The 18,980-nt window shown below is 44.1% G+C and carries 15 protein-coding genes and 1 riboswitch; of the genes, 2 read left to right on the top strand and 13 right to left on the bottom strand.

What is annotated here, in order from left to right:
- Positions 1 to 252: 252 nt before the first annotated feature.
- The 3 genes from DW793_RS06675 to DW793_RS06665 are packed head-to-tail and all read right to left on the bottom strand — an operon-like array spanning position 253 to position 2,440.
- The gene (locus DW793_RS06675; RefSeq protein WP_118157434.1) at positions 253 to 1,200 is read right to left on the bottom strand and encodes a WYL domain-containing protein; all 948 of its coding nucleotides are present in this window, start codon (positions 1,198 to 1,200) and stop codon (positions 253 to 255) included.
- Positions 1,197 to 1,919 (bottom strand): WYL domain-containing protein, encoded by a 723-nt coding sequence (locus tag DW793_RS06670; protein WP_147342172.1) that lies wholly within the window; start codon positions 1,917 to 1,919, stop codon positions 1,197 to 1,199. Before DW793_RS06670 ends, DW793_RS06675 begins: the two co-directional genes overlap by 4 nt.
- A 23-nt stretch (positions 1,920 to 1,942) precedes the next feature.
- Positions 1,943 to 2,440, bottom strand: a complete 498-nt coding sequence (locus DW793_RS06665) for a hypothetical protein (protein WP_118157432.1) — start codon at positions 2,438 to 2,440, stop codon at positions 1,943 to 1,945.
- 142 nt (positions 2,441 to 2,582) lie between these two features.
- On the opposite strand from DW793_RS06665, the gene DW793_RS06660 reads away from it, so the two are divergent.
- Both DW793_RS06660 and DW793_RS06655 read left to right on the top strand, forming a co-directional pair.
- Positions 2,583 to 3,818 carry an RtcB family protein gene (locus DW793_RS06660; RefSeq protein ID WP_118157431.1) on the top strand — a complete coding sequence of 412 codons (1,236 nt, stop codon included), beginning with the start codon at positions 2,583 to 2,585 and terminating at the stop codon, positions 3,816 to 3,818.
- Positions 3,819 to 3,830: 12 nt separating this feature from the next.
- A complete protein-coding gene (locus DW793_RS06655) occupies positions 3,831 to 4,283 on the top strand; it encodes a DIP1984 family protein (RefSeq protein WP_118157430.1) in 453 nt (150 codons plus the stop codon).
- A gap of 331 nt (positions 4,284 to 4,614) precedes the next feature.
- On the opposite strand, the gene DW793_RS06650 is transcribed toward DW793_RS06655, so the two are convergent.
- The 10 genes from DW793_RS06650 to DW793_RS06610 form a co-directional block, all read right to left on the bottom strand.
- Positions 4,615 to 5,814 (bottom strand): cation:proton antiporter, encoded by a 1,200-nt coding sequence (locus DW793_RS06650; RefSeq protein ID WP_118157429.1) that lies wholly within the window; start codon positions 5,812 to 5,814, stop codon positions 4,615 to 4,617.
- 42 nt (positions 5,815 to 5,856) lie between these two features.
- Positions 5,857 to 5,928: riboswitch (Fluoride riboswitch) on the bottom strand.
- A gap of 46 nt (positions 5,929 to 5,974) precedes the next feature.
- The gene (locus DW793_RS06645; RefSeq protein ID WP_118157428.1) at positions 5,975 to 8,155 is read right to left on the bottom strand and encodes an ABC transporter ATP-binding protein; all 2,181 of its coding nucleotides are present in this window, start codon (positions 8,153 to 8,155) and stop codon (positions 5,975 to 5,977) included.
- Between the two features lie 35 nt (positions 8,156 to 8,190).
- Complete coding sequence (locus DW793_RS06640) at positions 8,191 to 8,733, bottom strand: DUF1854 domain-containing protein (RefSeq protein ID WP_181988307.1); 543 nt, start codon at positions 8,731 to 8,733, stop codon at positions 8,191 to 8,193.
- A gap of 16 nt (positions 8,734 to 8,749) precedes the next feature.
- Complete coding sequence (locus tag DW793_RS06635; RefSeq protein WP_118157426.1) at positions 8,750 to 11,020, bottom strand: ABC transporter ATP-binding protein; 2,271 nt, start codon at positions 11,018 to 11,020, stop codon at positions 8,750 to 8,752.
- A 382-nt stretch (positions 11,021 to 11,402) separates the two neighbouring features.
- Positions 11,403 to 12,584, bottom strand: a complete 1,182-nt coding sequence (locus DW793_RS06630) for a sodium-dependent transporter (protein WP_390624652.1) — start codon at positions 12,582 to 12,584, stop codon at positions 11,403 to 11,405.
- A complete protein-coding gene (locus DW793_RS15895) occupies positions 12,581 to 12,892 on the bottom strand; it encodes a hypothetical protein (RefSeq protein ID WP_390624651.1) in 312 nt (103 codons plus the stop codon). The genes DW793_RS06630 and DW793_RS15895 overlap by 4 nt, the downstream gene beginning before the upstream one ends.
- A gap of 255 nt (positions 12,893 to 13,147) precedes the next feature.
- Entirely contained in the window at positions 13,148 to 14,104 is a 957-nt protein-coding gene (locus DW793_RS06625) for a carbohydrate kinase family protein (RefSeq protein WP_118157425.1), read from the bottom strand.
- Between the two features lie 14 nt (positions 14,105 to 14,118).
- Positions 14,119 to 15,489: a glycoside hydrolase family 32 protein gene (locus DW793_RS06620; RefSeq protein WP_118157424.1), complete on the bottom strand. Its 1,371-nt coding sequence runs from the start codon at positions 15,487 to 15,489 to the stop codon at positions 14,119 to 14,121.
- Positions 15,490 to 15,544: 55 nt separating this feature from the next.
- Positions 15,545 to 17,482, bottom strand: a complete 1,938-nt coding sequence (locus tag DW793_RS06615) for a PTS beta-glucoside transporter subunit IIBCA (RefSeq protein WP_118157423.1) — start codon at positions 17,480 to 17,482, stop codon at positions 15,545 to 15,547.
- A gap of 179 nt (positions 17,483 to 17,661) precedes the next feature.
- A complete protein-coding gene (locus DW793_RS06610) occupies positions 17,662 to 18,648 on the bottom strand; it encodes a LacI family DNA-binding transcriptional regulator (protein WP_118157422.1) in 987 nt (328 codons plus the stop codon).
- Positions 18,649 to 18,980 lie beyond the last annotated feature (332 nt).

Raw genomic sequence — 18,980 nt, 5'->3', positions numbered from 1 at the left:
TTGTTATAAATAATAAAAATAGGATAGTGCTTTTTGAATAAGTACAACACAATGGAGATTGCAGCGTAAACGGAAGGTTTACGTCGATCTTTAAAACCTCCCCGGTTGTCTTGAACATTATGTGCTTAGTCAGCTTAGAAATGACGCTGATTTTGTGCCGAAGCTTGACTTTGTGATGTTGCTTGACGGGCAAATCTTTTAAACGATAAAAAGCAAGGCTCTCTGCCATATAAACGGCGGAGAGCCTTTGTTTTATTTTTTCATCAAAGCCAATTGCCTGTCAACCCTCTCCTTGATTTTCCTGCGAAAATCATATGGCGAAAGCACCTCTACCACAGGTCCGAATGCCAACAAACGTATTATTATCTCATTTTCGTTCTGCTCGTCATATTTAATAGAAACCATACATTCACCGCTGTCCTCATCAAAGACCGACTCTTTTTCAAGCTCTGCAAATTCAAGCATAAAACGATTTACCGCATTTCGCTCGTTAAGTATCTTTATTTTTGCCTGCTTTTTCTTGTCTGTGACAGCTAAAAAGCTCTCAGGCGTTATATCCGTCAGCTTAGTGAGTGTTACCTGCGACAGGTTTATAATGCCACTGTCCACCATTCTGCGCTTTTGGTATCGGTTCACATATACCCTGAACTTGTTGTTTTTGGCAGAGTATTCTATCTTTGTGGGCAGAAAATAGTGTGTGATGCGGTTGTCTTTTCTTGTCTGGAAGCTTATTTTTATTAGCTTTTTGCCATGGATAGCCGAGAGTATATCCCGAAAATGCTGTATGTATTGTGGGTTATGAAAATCATCACCGTCAGAATATTGGTCAAAGCAGGTCAAAAAGTTTCTCTGATATAGCTTTTTCGCACCAAGCAGTTCCGCTAACTGCGACTTTTGCTCAGTGTCAAGAAACAGACCGCTTCTCGGGTCGCTTAGCACCGCACAAAGCCACGCTTTTTCAAGTGCCGTCAGCGGGATATGAGGCTCTTTTTTCAGGATAGACTTATATACGCTTTCTTCTTTTTTCAGCAGACCATATCCGCCCTCGCCTGTGAGCTTAGGTTCGAGGAAAAGAACGCTTTCAGAAAAGCCGTTTTGTCTGATGATATCTGCTATCTCAGCCTTTGTGACAGTGCGCTTTTTCAGTATTTTCTCCGTTATGCTGTAATAGGTGCTGTATATTTCCGAAAACAGTTTCATTCGTAAGCACCTCCGTATATCTCATAAAGCCTTGCGATATCCGAATCAAATTTATCCTGCAATTCCTCGTTTGTTGTTTCAAATGCCACTATCCTGCCGATGAACGTTTTTATCCATGGAAAGGCTTCGTTAGCGTCAAAAAGGTCAATGTCAAAGGAGTAAAGCCCATTTGATATCTTTGCGACAGTACCGCTTCTTTTTTCACGTTCCAAACGCTTCACAACATACATTTCTTTCGTTTCGTCTACCGCTATTTCCATGTGAATATGCTCTTTTTGTCCGTATCTGCGTGAATTTCCGAAGCTCGTTCCCCATAAATATCTGCGGTTGTCCTCATAATATCTGTAATATGTATCATAGTCAGCTACCACATCAAGGGGAGTAACTTTCACTATGGAATCCACCCTTACAGACATCAAACGTTTCTGCTTTGTGAAATACATGATAAGATAATTTCTTCCTGTCTGCACCGAGCAGTGTATCTTCAGCACAACGGCTGTTATCTCGTGCTTTTTGTCGTTCTTTCGGCTTACGCAGGATAGCAGAACAGCCTTTTTTTGCTCCATTGCCCCCATGATATCAATGAGTATCTCATCATCAAGAGTATGCACCATGTAAGCGTGCTTACGCACAAAAATATTATTTTTCGCACCCAGCTTATCCATGATAAAGCTGCCCACCACGCCAAAAGGATTTTCCTCAGAGAAGAATTTTATCATATCCCCCAAGCCCTTATACCTGCTTACAATATCATCTGCATAACAACCGGTTTGGTGTATAGGATATTTCTTCCGCTTTTGACCTCCGACACCAAGCCCTCTTTTACATATTCCTTTAGCTTGATACGGATTATCTGCACGTCTATTACCATGCCGTAGTTTGCAGAAATATAGTCTGCTATCTCCGACACTGACATGGCGTTATCTTCAAGAGCGTCCATTAAAATAAAGTGCAGACGGATATCATTGTCCGTAAAGGTCTTTGAACGATAGCACTGATACAGTGGGTTTTGAAAAATGTTCCCCGAATCCACCTGCACAGATACTTTCTTTTTGTGACCCTCTAAAGAGGTGTGAACGTGGTCTGAAAGCCAGCTTTCTATCCTGCGCTTTTCGTTGTCATAGGTGCGTTTGCTTTTTGCGTCAAAGCTTTCTCTTGTGTGAAATCCAAAGATATAGAAATCACGCACATATTCTCTTATCTTCTCAAAATTTTTTATAAGTTCAGAATATACCGCCATTCAGAACACCTCCTTTGATAACATTATACCAAATCTATACTCTCATTGCAATACATAACAAAACCTCGCACCTTTTTTTATATGATTATTTTGTATCTATCTGCTATAATACATACAACAGCAAAAGTAGGAGGTACACAAAATGTTTGAATATTATGATAAAGATAAAATGCTAGTACCGATCAAGATATGGACAGAGTCTATAGACGATATCGAGGAAAGTTGTCTTGAGCAGGCGATAAACCTTGCAAATCTTCCATTTGCCCATGACCATATCGCATTGATGCCTGATACTCATACAGGAAAGGGAATGCCTATAGGCGGTGTGATAGCCTGCAAAAATACGGTAATCCCAAATGCAGTTGGCGTTGACATCGGCTGTGGAATGGCATTCGTGCAGACAGATATCCCTGTGAACATTCTTCGTGACACTGTAACAGGGAGCGGCGAGCTTATAAAGGTGATAGTAGGAAATATACTCCGTACTATCCCGGTGGGCTTTAGTCATTATGGCAAGCCGCAGGCTTCTGCCGTGCTTGATAAGGCGCAAAGCGAGATAGAAAGATACAATGCTGACAGCGAATTGCTGAAATTTATCGAGCAGGGATATTATTCCGTTGGCTCACTGGGTGGTGGAAACCATTTTATCGAGATACAGGAAGACGAAAACGGCATGGCTTGTATAATGCTCCATTCGGGAAGCCGAATGTTTGGCAACATGATAGGGCAGTATTTCAACAAGATAGCCCATGAGATGAATGACAAGTATTTTTCAACTGTTCCCTCAGAGTATAATTTGTCGTTTCTTCCTGTGGATACAGACGAGGGTCAGAGATATCTCAACTGGATGAACCTTGCAATAGACTTTGCTTTTGAAAACAGAGAGGTAATGCTTGAAAAGGTAAAGCATATTTTCACAGAGCAGGTTGAGAAGTATACGGGTATCACACCGAACTATAGTGACGAGATAAACTGTCACCATAACTATGCCGCACTGGAAAATCACTACGGTGAGAACGTGTGGGTACACCGCAAAGGCGCTATCCATGCGGCTGATGGCGAAGTCGCTATAATCCCAGGATCTATGGGCTCAAACAGCTATATAGTGAAGGGCATGGGCAAGGCTGAAAGCTTTTTGACTTCTTCTCATGGTGCAGGCAGAAACTATTCACGCACAGGCGCAAAGGAGAAATTCTCCGTTGAGTCTGTTATGGTAGACCTTAGGCAAAGAAACGTGGTGCTTGGAAAGACCAGTAAGAAAGACGTGGCTGAGGAGTGCCGCTTTGCTTACAAGGATATAGATGTTGTTATGAAAAATCAAAGTGACCTGACCACGCCTATAAAGAAGCTTTTCACAGTGGGCGTTGTCAAAGGATAGGAGGTAATTTATATGAAACTTGCAACTGCATTGGCTGAGCGTTCTGATATCCAGAACAGAATAAACACGATCTCAGTAAGACTTGACAATAACGCAAAGGTGCAGGAGGGCGATGTTCCTGCGGAAGACCCAAAGGCTCTTATGGAGGAGCTTGACAGACTGATAGTCCGTCTTGAAGATCTGGTGGCACGGATAAATCTTACCAACAGCGGAACAGTATACGAGGGCAAGACTATCACAGAGCTTCTTGCACACAGAGATTGTCTGAAAAAGAAGGTAAGGGTATTGCGGGATTTTCTGAATACCGCAAGCGACCGTGTCACAAGAATGACAAGAACAGAGATAAAAATAGTCAGCACTGTGCCTGTGACAGAGATACAGAAAACGGTTGACGGTCTTGCAAAGAAACTGAGAAATGTGGACGAGAAAATTCAGGAGCTGAACTGGACAACAGAGCTGGTGTAATGAAATGGGTGGGATATCTACAGGGTGGATGTATCTCTATCAGCAGAGAATGTGCTGATTATGGACAGAAACTTCGGGCAGGTTTCAGAGGTTCAAGTCCTCATTTGACAACGCATTGCCAGCAACGTAACATGCGTATCGTAACAAATTTTTATTACCACCTTGCATCAACTGTAGATAGGGTAGGGATATGAAAACGGCATGACCTTGATTTGGTCGTGCCGATTTTTTTATGCAATGTAATCAGAACTTTTCGCGAAATGTGCAAATGCTCAAATTATTCCCTCATAAAATGTGCAGAGAGTGCCGCAATCGCCTATTTTACGCCACTTTACTCCTCGTGTGCAAGAAGCCTTTTATAGCTGCGGTCAATGCCTATTGCACCAAGGGGTGCGGTGATAAGGATCGCAAGCACAGCCACAGAAAGCACTATCTTTCCGCAGGGCAGACCAAGGGACATCGGCACTGAGCCGATAGCCGCCTGAACTGTTGCCTTTGGCATATATGCCGTTACACAGAAAAGCTTTTCTTTAATGGTCAGCTTCGTGCCGAGAAGACATATCCATACGCCCACGGCTCTGAAAATAAGTGCTCCGAAAATAAGAAGCACAGCCGCTGCACCTGCCGTAAGGGTGTAGCGTATATCCACCGCCGCACCCACGAGGACAAAAAGCACAGTCTCAGCGGCTATCCAAAGCTTGCCAAACTTTTCTGAAAGCCTTGCAGACACGCTTTTGTCAGCCTTTATTTTTATCACGCAAGCCATTGCCACAACTGCAAGAAGTCCCGATACAGCCACATAAGACTTAACAAATGTTTCCACTGACATAAGCAGGAACGCCAAGCCCAAGATAGCAATTACCTTTGTACTGTTTCTTATTTTGTTACCTTTGCGGTAGGATATCTCAAAAATATAGAAAAGCACAAACCCTGACAGCGAGCCGAGAAGCACTCCGAGGATTATTGACACAGGGATATTGAGAAGATCCGTCGCCTTTGCAGAGCCGCCCTGCGCCATTGTTACGAATGTGGAGAACAGCACGATAACGAAAATATCATCGCAGGAAGCTCCCGCAAGTATCATTTGCGGTATGCTTTTTTCAGTGCCGTATTTTTCTTCCATAAGCTTCACCATTCTCGGCACTACCACCGCAGGGGATACTGCACCAAGCACCGCACCCATAACAGCGGCTTCCGTGTGGTTTATCCCAAGAAGCAGCGGAGCAAGGATAAAATATCCCAGTATCTCAAAGCTTGCAGGCAGGAATGACATCATGACCGCAGGTCTGCCCACCTTTTTCAGGTCAGACAAATTGAGTGACAGCCCTGCTTTGATAAGGATAATGATAAGGGCTATCTGCCGAAGCTCTGAGGATATGCCAAGTATCTTAGGATCCAGCAGATCAAGAACGTAAGTGCCTGTGAGAATGCCCGTTGCAAGCATACCGATTATCCTCGGCAGACCGATAGTTTGAAAAATGGCGGCGGCTGACAGCCCTACAAGAAAGATCACAGCCAGTGAAAATAACATAGTTATACCTCCCAAAAATCAAAAAAGCTGACAACTCCTGCGTAAAAAACAGAAGTCATCAGCTTAATAAGCGGTTTAGGTTTCCCAGGGGAGAACATCATTCCCCTATATGAGATTTTACTATTGTATTTTACCACATTGCCGTGATAATGTCAAGACCTTAGCAGGTCTGTGGTTGGGCTTTTTTCATTTTTGTGGTCTGGCGCTGAGCCATAACAAGCTTGTAGTATACGCCTTTTTTCTGCATAAGTTCAGCGTGAGTGCCAAACTCTGCAAGTCTGCCCTTGTCAAGGACGATAAGCCTGTCGGCGTTGCTGAGGGTGGAAAGTCTGTGAGCAATGGCAATTGTCGTCCTGCCCTTTGTGAGCTTGCCCAAAGCGTCTTGTATCTGCTTCTCCGTCTGAGTGTCAAGAGAAGCCGTCGCCTCGTCAAGTATTATTATCTTAGGGTCATGGAGTATCGCTCTTGCAATGGCAATTCTCTGACGTTCGCCGCCCGAAAGCTGATAGCCCTTGTTGCCCACTCGGGTGTTGTAGCCGTCAGGGAGCTTTGTGATAAAGTCATGTGCATTCGCAATTTTCGCTGCCCTTATTACCTCCTCAAAGGTAGCGTCAGGCTTTGCATATGCTATATTTTCAAGTACGTTTCCGTCAAAAAGGAAAGTTTCCTGCAACACCACGCCCACCTGTGAACGCAGGCTGTGCTGTGCAATATCCTTTATGTTCACACCATCAATGAGTATCTCTCCCTGCGTGCAGTCATAAAGTCTGAGAATAAGATTTATCATTGTGGATTTTCCCACACCTGAGTGCCCCACAATGCCTATCATTTCGCCCTTGTTTATCTTGCAGGTTATGTCTTTTAGCACAGGATTGTATACCTTGTAGCCAAAATAAACGCCGTCAAATTCGATATCGCCTTGAATGTCAAGGTCAATAGGGTCATCACAATCACGAACGTCAGTGTCCTCGTCAAGTATCTCAAAGACCTTGCCTGCGGAAACTGAAGTGTCCGCAAGATTTCTCGGTATCTGTATGAGCCAGCGTATAGGTTCGTAAAGCATTGCAACGTAGGTGGTGAACTGTATAAGCTGACCTAATGTCATGGTGTGGTCAAGTATCATGTTTCCGCCGAAATACAGTACGAAGAAGTTACCAATGGTGAGGATAAATTCTGAGGCAGGAATGGTGAGATACCACATCATTTCCGCACGAACACAGCTTTTCGCCCAGCGTTCGGAACATTCTGTGTAGCGCTGTATCTCCCTTACCTCGTTGCCGTAGGACTTTACAACTCTTATGCCGTTTAAAATATCATGCAAAGTTTCTCCATGAGAAACGCCGTTTTTCCATACCTTTGTGTAGCGTATCGCCATGGCGTCAAAAAGCTTTTGCACAATTATGAAAACTATCGGCACAGGCAAAACTGTCATAAGCGCAAGCCGCCAGTCCATGATAAAAAGCAGTATGCCTATTATCACAAGGGATAGAATTTTTACTATTGCGTCCTTTCCGTTTGCAGTGATGAAGTCCTCAAGCTTTGCGGCGTCGCTTGAAACACGGTTGATAAGCTCGCCTGCTGTTCGCTTTGATATGGAGTTCATGGAAAGCTGCTGTGACTTTTCAAATATCTCCTGCCTAAGGTCACGTCCCAGGTTGAGTGCGACCTTGAAGCTGTTTTTCATGTTGAAAAACTCAAACACTCCTGCCAGAAGCAGCAGAGTGACGATAGTGATGATAACGCCTGCAAGGCCTGCCCAATGGGTGTTTTTCGGGGTAACATACTTGTCGATTATAACTCTGTCAAGATATGGTGCAAGCACCCAAATAAGCTCGGAAAGTATCGTGCATATAACTGCGATCGCAAAATATTTCTTGTATGGCGCAATGCGTTTTATGAGCTTGAACATTGTCTTGCCCTTGCCTGTGCAGTAGATACATTCCTTTGCGCCCTCCAGCGGCAGACCGCATTTCGGGCAGACAGGCTCTTCCGTGTCAGTTATCTCCATAAGCTCGCCTGTGCGCAAACAGTGGTCAAGAAGCTTCATAAGCTCGGCATATCTGAGGAACTGATCCTGTGAAAAACCGCAGAAGCAGATAGTTTCACCGCTTTTCAGCGTTCCCTGAGCCATTGAAGTGCCTATCTGCTGTTTGCACTCAAACTCGGAGAAATCGTCTATGCTGTATTCAAGTGTTATCTCACTGCCGTTGTAAATGTATATCTTTTCTTTTGTCACGCAGAAATGTCCGTCCATTTTGTCGCCCTTACAGGTGAAGTTTGCAGGCAGAGAGTAAACAATGTCTGCCGGGGCATTCTGTGGCAGGGAAGTTTTTAGATCCATATTTTCACACTCCTTTCAGTGTGGTCTAACACCTTTTAGGTGTACATTTCAAGCACCTGACGGCTTTTTCTGTCAAGCTTATGAATGTCAGGGCAGAAATATTTGTTGCCGTCTGCGTCGTTGACGTAGAGATAATCATAGCCTATCATTCTGAAATTCTGATACCAGTCACGGATACAGATAGTTTTCTGTCCTGAAGTTGTGTCAGCCTTTACAAAGATCGCACCACGCATATTGTCCTTTATGCTGTAGACCTTTGTTATCTCAGGCATATAGTATTTGTATTCAAGATAGCTGTCAAGAAGCTTGTATTGCTCCTCGTCAAGCTCTGCCATATCTTTTATCACGCCTATCTCACGGAACTCTTTTTCGGAATTTTCGTATGAAAGGCTTATGTAGGTGGTCTTTGAGTAAAATGGTATGAGCCTTGTGGGGTTTACCTTGTGATAAGTCCTGCCCTCATAATCGAGGGTAAGAAAACCGCTTTCTTCCTTTGCAAGGTGTATCTTTTTGCAGTCAAGCAAGGTCAGCTTATTGACCTCATAAACCTCCTGCTCAGCGGTAATATTTTCAGCCATTGTGTTCATCTCCTTACTATTCGTTTATGAACTGCAATGCTTCAGATTGCAGCTTGTAAAGCTCGAAATATTTGCCTTTTTCTTTTATGAGCTTGTCATGCGTACCCATTTCTTTAAGCTCACCATTTTCGATAACGCAGAGCATATCAGCGTCACGGAGAGTTGAAAGGCGGTGTGCGATAGAAATAATCGTCCTGCCCTGTTTCAGATTGTCGATAGCGGCTTGTATCTTTCGCTCTGTCCTTGTGTCCATGGAAGCGGTCGCCTCGTCAAGGATAAGTATGTTAGGCTTCTGAATGATAGCCCGTGCGATAGATATTCTCTGCTTTTCACCGCCTGACAAGGATATTCCGCCCTCGCCGACCTTAGTGTTATAGCCCTCAGGGAGCTTTGTTATAAACTCATGTGCGTTTGCGGACTTCGCCGCTTCGATAACTTCTTCCATGGTGGCGTCAGGGTTTGCGTAGCGGATATTGTCAGCTATTGACCCTATGAAAAGGAAAGTTTCCTGTGAAACTATGCCTATGTTACGGCGAAGATCGTCAAAAGCTATCTTCCTGATAGGCACGCCGTCAATGGTTATCTCACCACCTGTTACGTCATAAAGCCTTGCCATAAGGTTTATGATAGTGGATTTTCCTGCACCTGTTTTACCAACGATTCCAAACATATGTCCAGCCTGCACCTTGAAAGAAACGTTTTTTATGATAGGGTGTCCTGCTTCATATTCAAAGGATACATTTTTAAGCTCGATATCGCCCCTCATGTTTTCCATGTGAACAGGGTGTTCGTCCTCTTTTACAGTAGGCAGAGCGTCCATTATCTCAAACATTCTTGATGCGGCATCCATACATTTTGCCCAGCGGTCGCCTATCCATGTGAAAAAGTTGATAGGGTCCATCGCCATTTCGGTATAGGAAATAAGTGCTGAAAGTGCGCCGAATAGTATGTGACCTTTTATAACAAGCACTGCGCCAAGGCAGAAAACAAGCTTGTTCACTATTCTGTAAAACGTCCATATAACAGGGATAGTGTTTGCTATTCGTGAGTTTATCCTTGAGTTTATCAAAAATGCGTCAGTGTTTTTTACCCTATAGCGTTCTATCTCTCTGTCCTCACGGGCGAAAGCCTTTACCACACGCTGACCGTTCATAACGTCAGACAGCACCGAGTTTGCAGAACGCATAGCAACATCATATTTGCGGTAAAGCTTGCGCTGGCTTTTGTAAAATTGGTGCTGAACTATCTCTATCACCGAGATAGTGAGGATTATACCAAGTGACAGAAGTGGCGAAATTGTGAGCATTATCACCGCAATGCCCACTATCTTTACCACGTTTGTAAGACCATACGGCACTATATCCGTGAAAAACCAGTAGATGTTCTGACTATCTCTGTCGACCCTGGACATAAGCGAGCCTGTCTGCTTGCTTGTGAAAAAGTCAAGGGAAAGCCGCTGCATTGATGAGAATATCTTAACACGCAGTCTGTGAGTAACAACAGGCACGACCTTTGAGGTTATAATGCCTGAAATGATACGCATTATCATCCCTGCAATGTTTATGCCCACGATGAGCATTACTATCATGAGTATCTTGCCATAGTATTTTCCGTTTTCCGCAAGCACATCATCATAGAGTATCTGAGAGCCGAATATCGGCGAAAGTATGGCAAAAACGTTGCTTAAAACTATGGTGAGCAGTATGAGAAATACCGCACCCTTAAATTCACCGAACATAGAAAGCAGGCGTTTGAACACCGAGCGTCTGTCTACACATCTCGGACAGACAGGGAGGTTAGGGTCAGGATAAGGCTCACCGCAAGTAGGGCAGTGGGTCTTTACTCCTTCCAGCAGGCGGTCGTCGATAGGCTCGTTCTTGGCTGTGCAGTTCACACGCTGGCTGAATTTCTCAAATTTGTCAGCAAAGCCAAGCGAGAACCTCGCTATAGGGAATTCCTTGCCGGACTTGTCCTTTATCATAAGTCTTGCGGAATTTGCATAGCGGTCAACAAACATTTCTTCAATGCTGTCTATGGGGTATTCATCATAGCCTGATACTGTGAAGCTTACGAGATTTTTTCTCTTCTGCCCACGTTTCATTTTTCCGTATTCTTCATAGCCACGGAGTATGCAAAGGGTGTCTTTTGTGAAAGTTATGTATACGTCCACATATCCGCCCTCACCGTCAAGGTCAGCTTTTACGCAGTAAAGCAGCTCGTCAGTCATAACTCCACGCTTTAGCAGTTCGTTTTCTGCAAGCTGTGGCAAAACGTCAAAAAACTTCATGTATTCCCTCCTTTTCAGGATAAATTTCATATTCTTCCGATATAATTCTGTAAATTCGCATAATGTAACTGCCTATAACAGGTCAAAAAAAGACCTCTGATACCTGATATCAGAGGTCGCAATAGATCTGCAGTATAATATCCAGAAAGCTGATAAAAATCTCATTAGCTTTTGGTAATAAGGGCAGGTAAAATGACATCTGAAAGGCATATTGAACTTACATTATTTGTAAGATCTATATTCTCGTTAGTCTTTATAAGATCAAAAAGAATATTTCTCATTTCACCCACCACCTTTCAGCTTATTCTTATAGCGTTTATCATTATACGATTTTTCGTGAAACATCACGCAAGGTTTATTATATAACCAAACTTTCTATTTGTCAATAGGATTTTCCAAATTTTTTTTTGCTTTTTGAGAAAACTGCCCAGAATATCAGCACAAGAAGTATCACCGCAAAGCACATCCAACCAATAAGAACAGGCAGACTTCTGTTTGAGAATGTGTCATAGTATCCTTTGAGGTAGATGAAACAGATAAGTGCAGGCACAACGTAGGCCATGTAGCTGCGAAGTCCGTTAGGAATATGCTTTCCCTTGCCAGTGTTGGTTTCCTTGATGAAGTTCTCCCAGCCCCAGCCGTTTTTGCGAACGCAGAACAGCACTCCCACAAGAGAGCCAAGTGGAAGAAGATTCGATGATACCAAGAAGTCTTCAAGGTCCATGATAGTCGAGCCTGCGCCCATTGGCTGGATATTTTTCAGCAGGTTAAATCCAAACACAGCAGGCATTGTAAGCACAAGTATCATCACAAGGTTTACAATAAGGGATTTTTTTCTGCTCCAATCCCACAGTTCTACCGACATTGTGATAATGTTCTCAAACACTGCGATAACGGTGGAAAGAGCCGCAAATGACATGAAGATGAAGAAGAATATTCCCCACAAACGGCTTGAAGCCATATGGTGGAAAACGTTAGGCAGAGTAATGAAAAGCAGTGACGGGCCGGAGTCAGGCTCGATGCCGTATGCAAAGCAGGCAGGGATTATGATAAGTCCAGCAACGACAGCCACGGCAGTGTCAAGAACGATAACGTTCACAGACTCGCCTACAAGAGTGCGGTCCTTTTTCAAATAGCTTCCGAATATCTCCATTGTGCCTATGCCTATGCTTAGTGTGAAAAACGCCTGAGTCATTGCGGCAAAAAGCACTGATGTGAAGCCCTTTTCTTTAAATACGTCAAAGTCCGGCACAAGAAAGAATTTAAGCCCCTCAGAAGCGCCTTTCAGCCTGATAGAGTTCACCGCCAGCACCACCATGAGCGCCATAAGCAGTATCATCATAAATTTCGTTACCTTTTCAATGCCGTTTTGCAATCCCAGTGCGCAAACACCGATACAAAGTATGATAACGATAGCCGAGAATATGAGCATGAGCCACGGGGAAGCCTGCATATCCTTAAAAGCCTCAGCCGTTGCCGCTGTGCTTGAAGCGTCCAACGAGCCAGTGGCATATTTAAAAGCATAGTATAACATCCAACCTGTGACCATGGTGTAAAACATCATGAGCAGATAGTTCCTGCAATGCTCGTGTATTTTGTGCAGTGATATCGGCTACCGGGCTTTTCAAGTCGGTTGAAAGCCTGAGAAAGACTTCGGTTGCTTCCTCTGCCTATGGCAAATTCGCATATGAGTATTGGAAGACCCAACAGCACAAGGCAGATAAGGTATAGGAACAGAAAAGCTCCGCCGCCGTTTTGTCCGCAAATGTATGGAAATTTCCACACGTTGCCAAGACCAATGGCACACCCTGCGGACACAAGTATAAATCCCAATCGGGATTGAAAGGTTGCTCTGTTTTTATTTTCGTTCATAATAATTCTCCTGTAAAAATAGTCATACAATCTCTATTATATAGTATATCTTATCTTTTGTCAAATTTTCACAAAGTATCATGTTACTATGCTAAAACGTGTTAAAACGAGCCTTTCAAAAACGCAAAAGCGGGACGTCGAGAACGCCGTCCCCAACACATACTGCAAAATGTTTTGTGAAATTATGCCGAAAACAAAAACCCTCCCGAAAATGGGAAGGCTTTGTTTTAAGGAAATTGATTATAGGAAGGATAACTATTTTACAAAATCTATTTTTCTGTAGGAGTCGATAGCGCCCTGATGTTTAACGCTTTCACCACAGAATTTATTTGAAAACGCTATACAGCGTTCTAGCTGTGCATTGTCAAGGTCACAAAGACCTTCGGCGGTCACATTGAGAGTTTTCAGTGCATATAGGAACGAGCCTATAAATCCGTCTCCTGCGCCTGTTGTGTCAACAGCTTTCACCTTTTCGCTCTCTGCAAATGCCTGTGCGTTCTTTGTGAAAGCATATGCCCCCTCTGAGCCACAGGTGTATATCACAAGCTTCACATTTCCTGTGAAAAGCTTTGGCAGGGCGGCTTTGATGTCGCTTTCACCTGTGATAAATCCAAGCTCTTCGTCTGATATCTTCACAATGTCAGCCATTGGGATAAACTCATTCACGGTATCATGCAGAGCTTTCTTGTCGTTCCAAAGAGGAAAACGCAGATTAGGGTCAAAGCTTATCATTGCGCCTTTTTGACGTGCATAGGCGATAGCCTTTTTGTGTGCGTCTTTCATCGGAAAATCTCCAAGGGAAACACTGCAAAAATGCAGTGCGTATGCGTCCTCAAACCATTCTTCTTTTACCTGCTCCGCTGAAAAAAGCATATCTGCGGAGGGCTTTCTGTAGAATGAGAACGTCCTGTTGCCGTCATTTTCAAGGCTCACAAAAGCCAAAGCTGTGTTCGCCTTGTCGGTGAAGCTCACAAGGGAAGTGTCGATTCCAGCCCTTGCAAGGTCGCCTGCTATCTTTCTTCCGAATGGGTCATCACCAAGCTGAGTGATAAATTTCGAGCTGCCGCCAAGGATAGTGAACGCTCCGCAGACGTTTGCAGGTGCTCCGCCGCTTTTAGGGCTGAAAGCCGTTACCTCCTCAAAAGCACAGCCTGTCTGTGCAGGGATAAAATCTATCAGTGCTTCTCCTATGGCAAAAAGTGTGTTTCCCATTGCAGTTCCTCCTCTCAGATGTCCCAGACCTGTGCCTCAAAGCCGTTTACTTTAAGCTTTACGCTGTCATTATCGGGATATATTCTTGTTGACATCACAGTTTCGCCGTCATTGATATATACCTCGATGCTTGACATATCTGCGATAACTCTTATATTTCTCACGCTGTCTATCTCTGCATTTCTTACCGTTCTGCCACAGCCGTATTTTTCATCAGTAAATTTCATTGTAAAGAGCTGCTTTTCTTTATCAAAGCTAAGTTCAAGCTTGCCGTCAAGAGATATGCTGAAGCTGTCAGCAGGCTCACCGTCAAGTTCAAATGGCAGAGGATATTCTGCAGATTGACCGCTGCTTTGACGGCGTGCGTTGCTTTTAAGCTCGTCAAATTCAGCTATAGGCTGCTGTCTGAGCTTGCCGTTGGGTGCAATAGTTACAACTCTCGGTATGGTAAGGCAGTGCTGCCAGCCAAGCTCAGTTGTGGCATTGCCGTAGACCTTGTTATCCATGCCAAGCCAACCTATGAGTATTCTCCTGCCCTGTGGGTCAAGAAATGTCTGCGGTGCATAGAAGTCAAAGCCCATGTCCCACTCGGTGAAGTCACCGAGAACGCTGTCCTCAAGCCTGCCCTGAACAGGGAAGTAGCCTGACTGGTTAAGGTTCTGCCACTTTGTTTCATAGTGAGGCATACCCTGCGGACAGGTGCTTAAAAAGCCCTTGCCGTCTATCTCGAAATAGTCAGGGCATTCCCACATATAGCCGTAGCCCTCTTTGTATACCTTGCCGTTGTATTTCCAGTTTATAAGATCGTCAGATTCGTATACAAGCACACAGCCCTCGTCGTCAAGAGTTCTTGCACCGAGCACCATTTTCCATAGGTAGCCCTCTTTCCACACCTTTGGATCTCTCACATGGCATGAGCAGAAATCAGGGTAGTCGCTGTTTCTGAGAAGTACCTGCTTTTCACTCATTTTGCTGCCGTCTGTGGTGGTGACGTGGATAACGTTCGCACCTCTGCCGGCTTTGACATAATCATAATCGCCTATCATCTTCACATTACCTGTGTAGAAAATATGCAGAACACCATCATTTTCAATGGCGCTTCCTGAGTAAACGCCATGGCTGTCCTCAGGAATGTCAGGCATCATAACTGCTCTGTCATAAGTCATGTGCATAAGGTCGCAGCCGTGATAATGTCCCCAGCCTCTTGGCGTGTGACCGTCAGCGGCAATTGGGCTGTACTGAAAATAAACATGATATTCGCCCTTGTAAAAGCTCAGACCGTTCGGGTCATTGAGCCAGCCGTCAGGCGGTTCGATATGAAATCTCTGACGCCATTTTGCGTTCTTTATTCTTTCTCTGTTTTCCAGTTTTTCTTTGTTATCCATTTATATCCTCTCCTTTTGGCTCATTGACTATGATTATTGACGGTTTGTCTGTGCTTTATGCGTTTACCTTTATTAGTTTATCTCCTATAGTCACTTCTGTGCCTTCTTCTGCAAGCTCCTCAACGGAGGCAAATTCGTCTGAATTGCCCACAAGAACAGGTGTGATAGTCTGATAGCCCTTGCTCTTTATAAAGTCCATATCGAAAGTGAGAAGCGTCTGTCCCTTTGTTACTCTGTCGCCCTCAGAAACGTAAGCCTTGAAGCCCTCGCCTTTAAGCTCAACAGTGTTTATGCCAACGTGGATAAGAAGTTCCTTGCCGTTGTCAAGTGTCAAACCAACTGCATGGAAAGTGTCAAAAAGCGTTTCGACCTTGCCGTCGCCAGGTGCAACGACCTTGCCCTCAGTAGGTTCTATTGCCGCACCAAGACCAAGTATGCCCTGCGCAAATGTCTGGTCAGGAACGTTTTCAAGCTTTACAGCTTTGCCGCTAAGCGGAGCTGTGATAATGCCGTCATCTGCTGCGTCTGCATTTTCAGCCTTTGCTTCGATAGCCTGTGCAGGCTGTTCAGCCTTTTCTGTCTTGTTTTCGGAAGTCTTGTTCTCGTTTCTTATCTGCTTGTTGTTCGTGCCGAAAAGCCAAGTAAGAGTGAATGCAACGCCCATTGCTACAGCCATTGAGATTATATATTTCACTGGGTGGTTGAGTGTAAGAAGTATTGCAAATATTCCTGTTACACCTGTTGCAGTTGCGCCAAGGTGGAGGATAGAAGCGACCATTGCTCCGCAAGCGCCGCCGATAGAACCGAATATGAAAGGCTTTACAAATCTAAGGTTTACACCGAATATTGCAGGCTCTGTGATGCCAAGCATACAAGACAGAGCAGATGGATAAGCCATTGATCTGATCTTATTGTTCTTGCTTCTTACTGCCACTGCAAGGCAGGCAGCTCCCTGAGCCATATTTGCGGCAGATGCCAGAGGCAGCCAATATGTCGCACCATATTTAGCAAGCTGACCAATGTCGATAACAGTGTACATATGGTGTATACCGCCAACAACTGTTGTTGAATAGAAACCGCCCATTATGAACGAACCAATGCCGAATGGGATAGTGATAAGCTTCTGAACGCCTGTGATGATGCCATTTTCAAGGGCAACGAATACAGGACCGATAAAGGTGTAAACGAGAAAAGCTGTTACTGTAAGGCTCACAAGAGGTGTAACGAAAAGGTCGATAATGTCAGGCACTTTCTTGTGAAGCTTTTTCTCCATAGTCGCAAGAATGAATGAAGCGATTATGATAGGTATTACATGACCCTGATAACCTACCATGTGAACGTTGAACAGACCAAATATGGAGAACGTCTGCTCATATCCGTTTGTGGAAACTGTCCAAGCGTTTTGCAGGTCAGGGTGGATAAGGAACATTCCTATTACCGCACCAAGATAAGGGTTGCCGCCGAACACCTTAGTTGCAGAATAGCCAATAAGTATCGGCAGAAATGTGAACGCTGCATTTGAAAGCAGTTTGAATATTGTGAAAACATATCCATTGGTGTCAAGGGAGATAAAGCCGTTTGAAGCCATGAAATTCAAGGCTTCCATTATTCCCATGATAAGACCGCCTGCAACGATAGCAGGGATTATAGGTACAAATACGTCGCCGAGAGTTTTGATAAGCCTTTTGAACCAGTTCTGCTTCTGGGCCACCTGAGCCTTGACTTCGTCCTTTGAAGAGGCTTCCACGCCTGCCTCTGCGATAAATTCGTCATAGACCTTGTTTACCGTTCCGGTGCCTATGATGATCTGAAGCTGTCCTGAAGCTTCAAAAACGCCCTTTACAACATCAATGTTCTCCAATGTTTCTTTCTGTATCTTTGAGTTGTCTGCGATTATAAGTCTTAATCTTGTGGCACAGTGTGCGGCACTGACCAGATTTTCCTTTCCACCTATAGCAGAAAGTATCTCACGAGCTGAACTTCTGTGATCCATAATATCCCGTCCTTTGCTTGTTTATTATTATTTTGTCCGAACTATGTTATTTTATTGGTTTCATCATTTATGTGATACCGATTTCATTAACTATATTATAACCCATAGAGGTGCATTTGTCTATTGACAAATAATATAAACTTACAAGACGGTATTACAAGGTTTCACACAGTTTCACATTATTTCTCTGTGGACTCACGTTCTTCCAGCTCAAAACCGAGCGTCAGCGTCCTTGGTATAGAGCTTTCTCGTTTAAGTGAATTGAGCAGCATTTGTGCCGCTTCTATGCCTGCGGTGCGATAATGAAAATGCACAGAGGTCAGGGGAGTGGACGTGACATTACAAAGCTGAGAGTCGCCAATACCTGCTATCATTATATCCTCTGGTACTTTCAATCCCTGCTCACGGCAGGCAAGGAGTGCGCCTGCGGCAAGATTGTCGGTGGCACAGAAAATGTGGTCGTACCTTCTGTCGCTTCTCAGTAATGTCAAAGCCCTTTTGTAGCCTGAGTCCATTTTAAATTCAGCCGTTTGCATATCAGACTTTTCAATGTTGATGCCGTTATCAGAAAGGGCGTGGAGAAACCCGTCTTTTCTTGCCTGACCTGCCGCCTTGTCCTGCTCGGTAACACCGATAAAAGCGGGCTTTTTGCAGCCTTTGTCAAGCATAAGCTTCTCTGCGGTATAGGCGGCTTTGTAATCGTCATGACAAACGCAGTTTGCACCCTTGTACTCCTGTCCCACAATTACCACCGGCACACGCATTTTTTTCAGCACAGCGTCATGGAGCGGAGTGAAAACAGAAGCCAAAAAGATAACTCCGTCAACACGATTGCTTCGGAAAAGCTCCAGATATTCCACTTCTTTCTTTGGGTCGTTGGCAGAGTTCACAAGCAAAAGCTGATAGCCCTGCTCACTGAGTACCTGACTTATTCCCTCCACCTCTCTTGCACAGCTCTCACTTGAAAGCTTCGGTATAATAACTCCCACAAGCTTTGTCACCCTTGTTCTCACGTTCTGCGCCTGAACGCTTGGGGCATAGCCTGTGGCTTCTATGGCGGCTTCAATAAGCCTGCGCTTTTCTTCGCTCACATAGCCGTCATTGAAATATCTGCTCACAGCAGATTTTGATACTCCTGCGGCTTTTGCAAATTCGGTAATGTTCATTGCTCGTCACTCCTTTTATTATATTATACCACTGCACTATGAATTTTCAATATGGTTTCATATGAATATTTCATATATAATGTGAAACTGTTTCAACTAAAAAAACTGCCGCACCGAAAGCGTGATACCCTTAACGAAGAAATAACAGTCAAAACGAATAAGTACAAAATCCGATACTACTCGTTTTAAGCATCGGATTTATTTGTATATATGTAGCAGAAGAAGAGCAATATTAATGAATTTATAATGTTCTAAATCTATTTAACGTTTCATATGTCAAATCTATTGATATATCGCCCCAAAATGCTATATATATCGCCCCAAAATGCTAT

It is taken from the genome of Ruminococcus sp. AM31-15AC (genome assembly GCF_003462045.1).
In the GTDB taxonomy this organism is placed as follows: Bacteria; Bacillota; Clostridia; order Oscillospirales; family Ruminococcaceae; genus Hominimerdicola; species Hominimerdicola aceti.
Note: the sequence above shows the minus strand (reverse complement) of the source record. Positions and strands in the feature narration are given on the sequence as shown.

Coding starts and splice junctions, on each gene's coding strand:
- DW793_RS06650 (WP_118157429.1), bottom strand. CDS start 5,814: ATGTTATTTTCACTGGCTGTGATCTTTCTTGTAGGGCTGTCAGCCGCC.
- DW793_RS06630 (WP_390624652.1), bottom strand. CDS start 12,584: ATGATGTTTTACACCATGGTCACAGGTTGGATGTTATACTATGCTTTT.
- DW793_RS06655 (WP_118157430.1), top strand. CDS start 3,831: ATGAAACTTGCAACTGCATTGGCTGAGCGTTCTGATATCCAGAACAGA.
- DW793_RS06665 (WP_118157432.1), bottom strand. CDS start 2,440: ATGGCGGTATATTCTGAACTTATAAAAAATTTTGAGAAGATAAGAGAA.
- DW793_RS06635 (WP_118157426.1), bottom strand. CDS start 11,020: ATGAAGTTTTTTGACGTTTTGCCACAGCTTGCAGAAAACGAACTGCTA.
- DW793_RS06675 (WP_118157434.1), bottom strand. CDS start 1,200: ATGAAACTGTTTTCGGAAATATACAGCACCTATTACAGCATAACGGAG.
- DW793_RS06610 (WP_118157422.1), bottom strand. CDS start 18,648: ATGAACATTACCGAATTTGCAAAAGCCGCAGGAGTATCAAAATCTGCT.
- DW793_RS06640 (WP_181988307.1), bottom strand. CDS start 8,733: ATGGCTGAAAATATTACCGCTGAGCAGGAGGTTTATGAGGTCAATAAG.
- DW793_RS06660 (WP_118157431.1), top strand. CDS start 2,583: ATGTTTGAATATTATGATAAAGATAAAATGCTAGTACCGATCAAGATA.
- DW793_RS06625 (WP_118157425.1), bottom strand. CDS start 14,104: ATGGGAAACACACTTTTTGCCATAGGAGAAGCACTGATAGATTTTATC.
- DW793_RS06670 (WP_147342172.1), bottom strand. CDS start 1,919: ATGATAAAATTCTTCTCTGAGGAAAATCCTTTTGGCGTGGTGGGCAGC.
- DW793_RS06645 (WP_118157428.1), bottom strand. CDS start 8,155: ATGGATCTAAAAACTTCCCTGCCACAGAATGCCCCGGCAGACATTGTT.
- DW793_RS06615 (WP_118157423.1), bottom strand. CDS start 17,482: ATGGATCACAGAAGTTCAGCTCGTGAGATACTTTCTGCTATAGGTGGA.
- DW793_RS06620 (WP_118157424.1), bottom strand. CDS start 15,489: ATGGATAACAAAGAAAAACTGGAAAACAGAGAAAGAATAAAGAACGCA.
- DW793_RS15895 (WP_390624651.1), bottom strand. CDS start 12,892: ATGAACGAAAATAAAAACAGAGCAACCTTTCAATCCCGATTGGGATTT.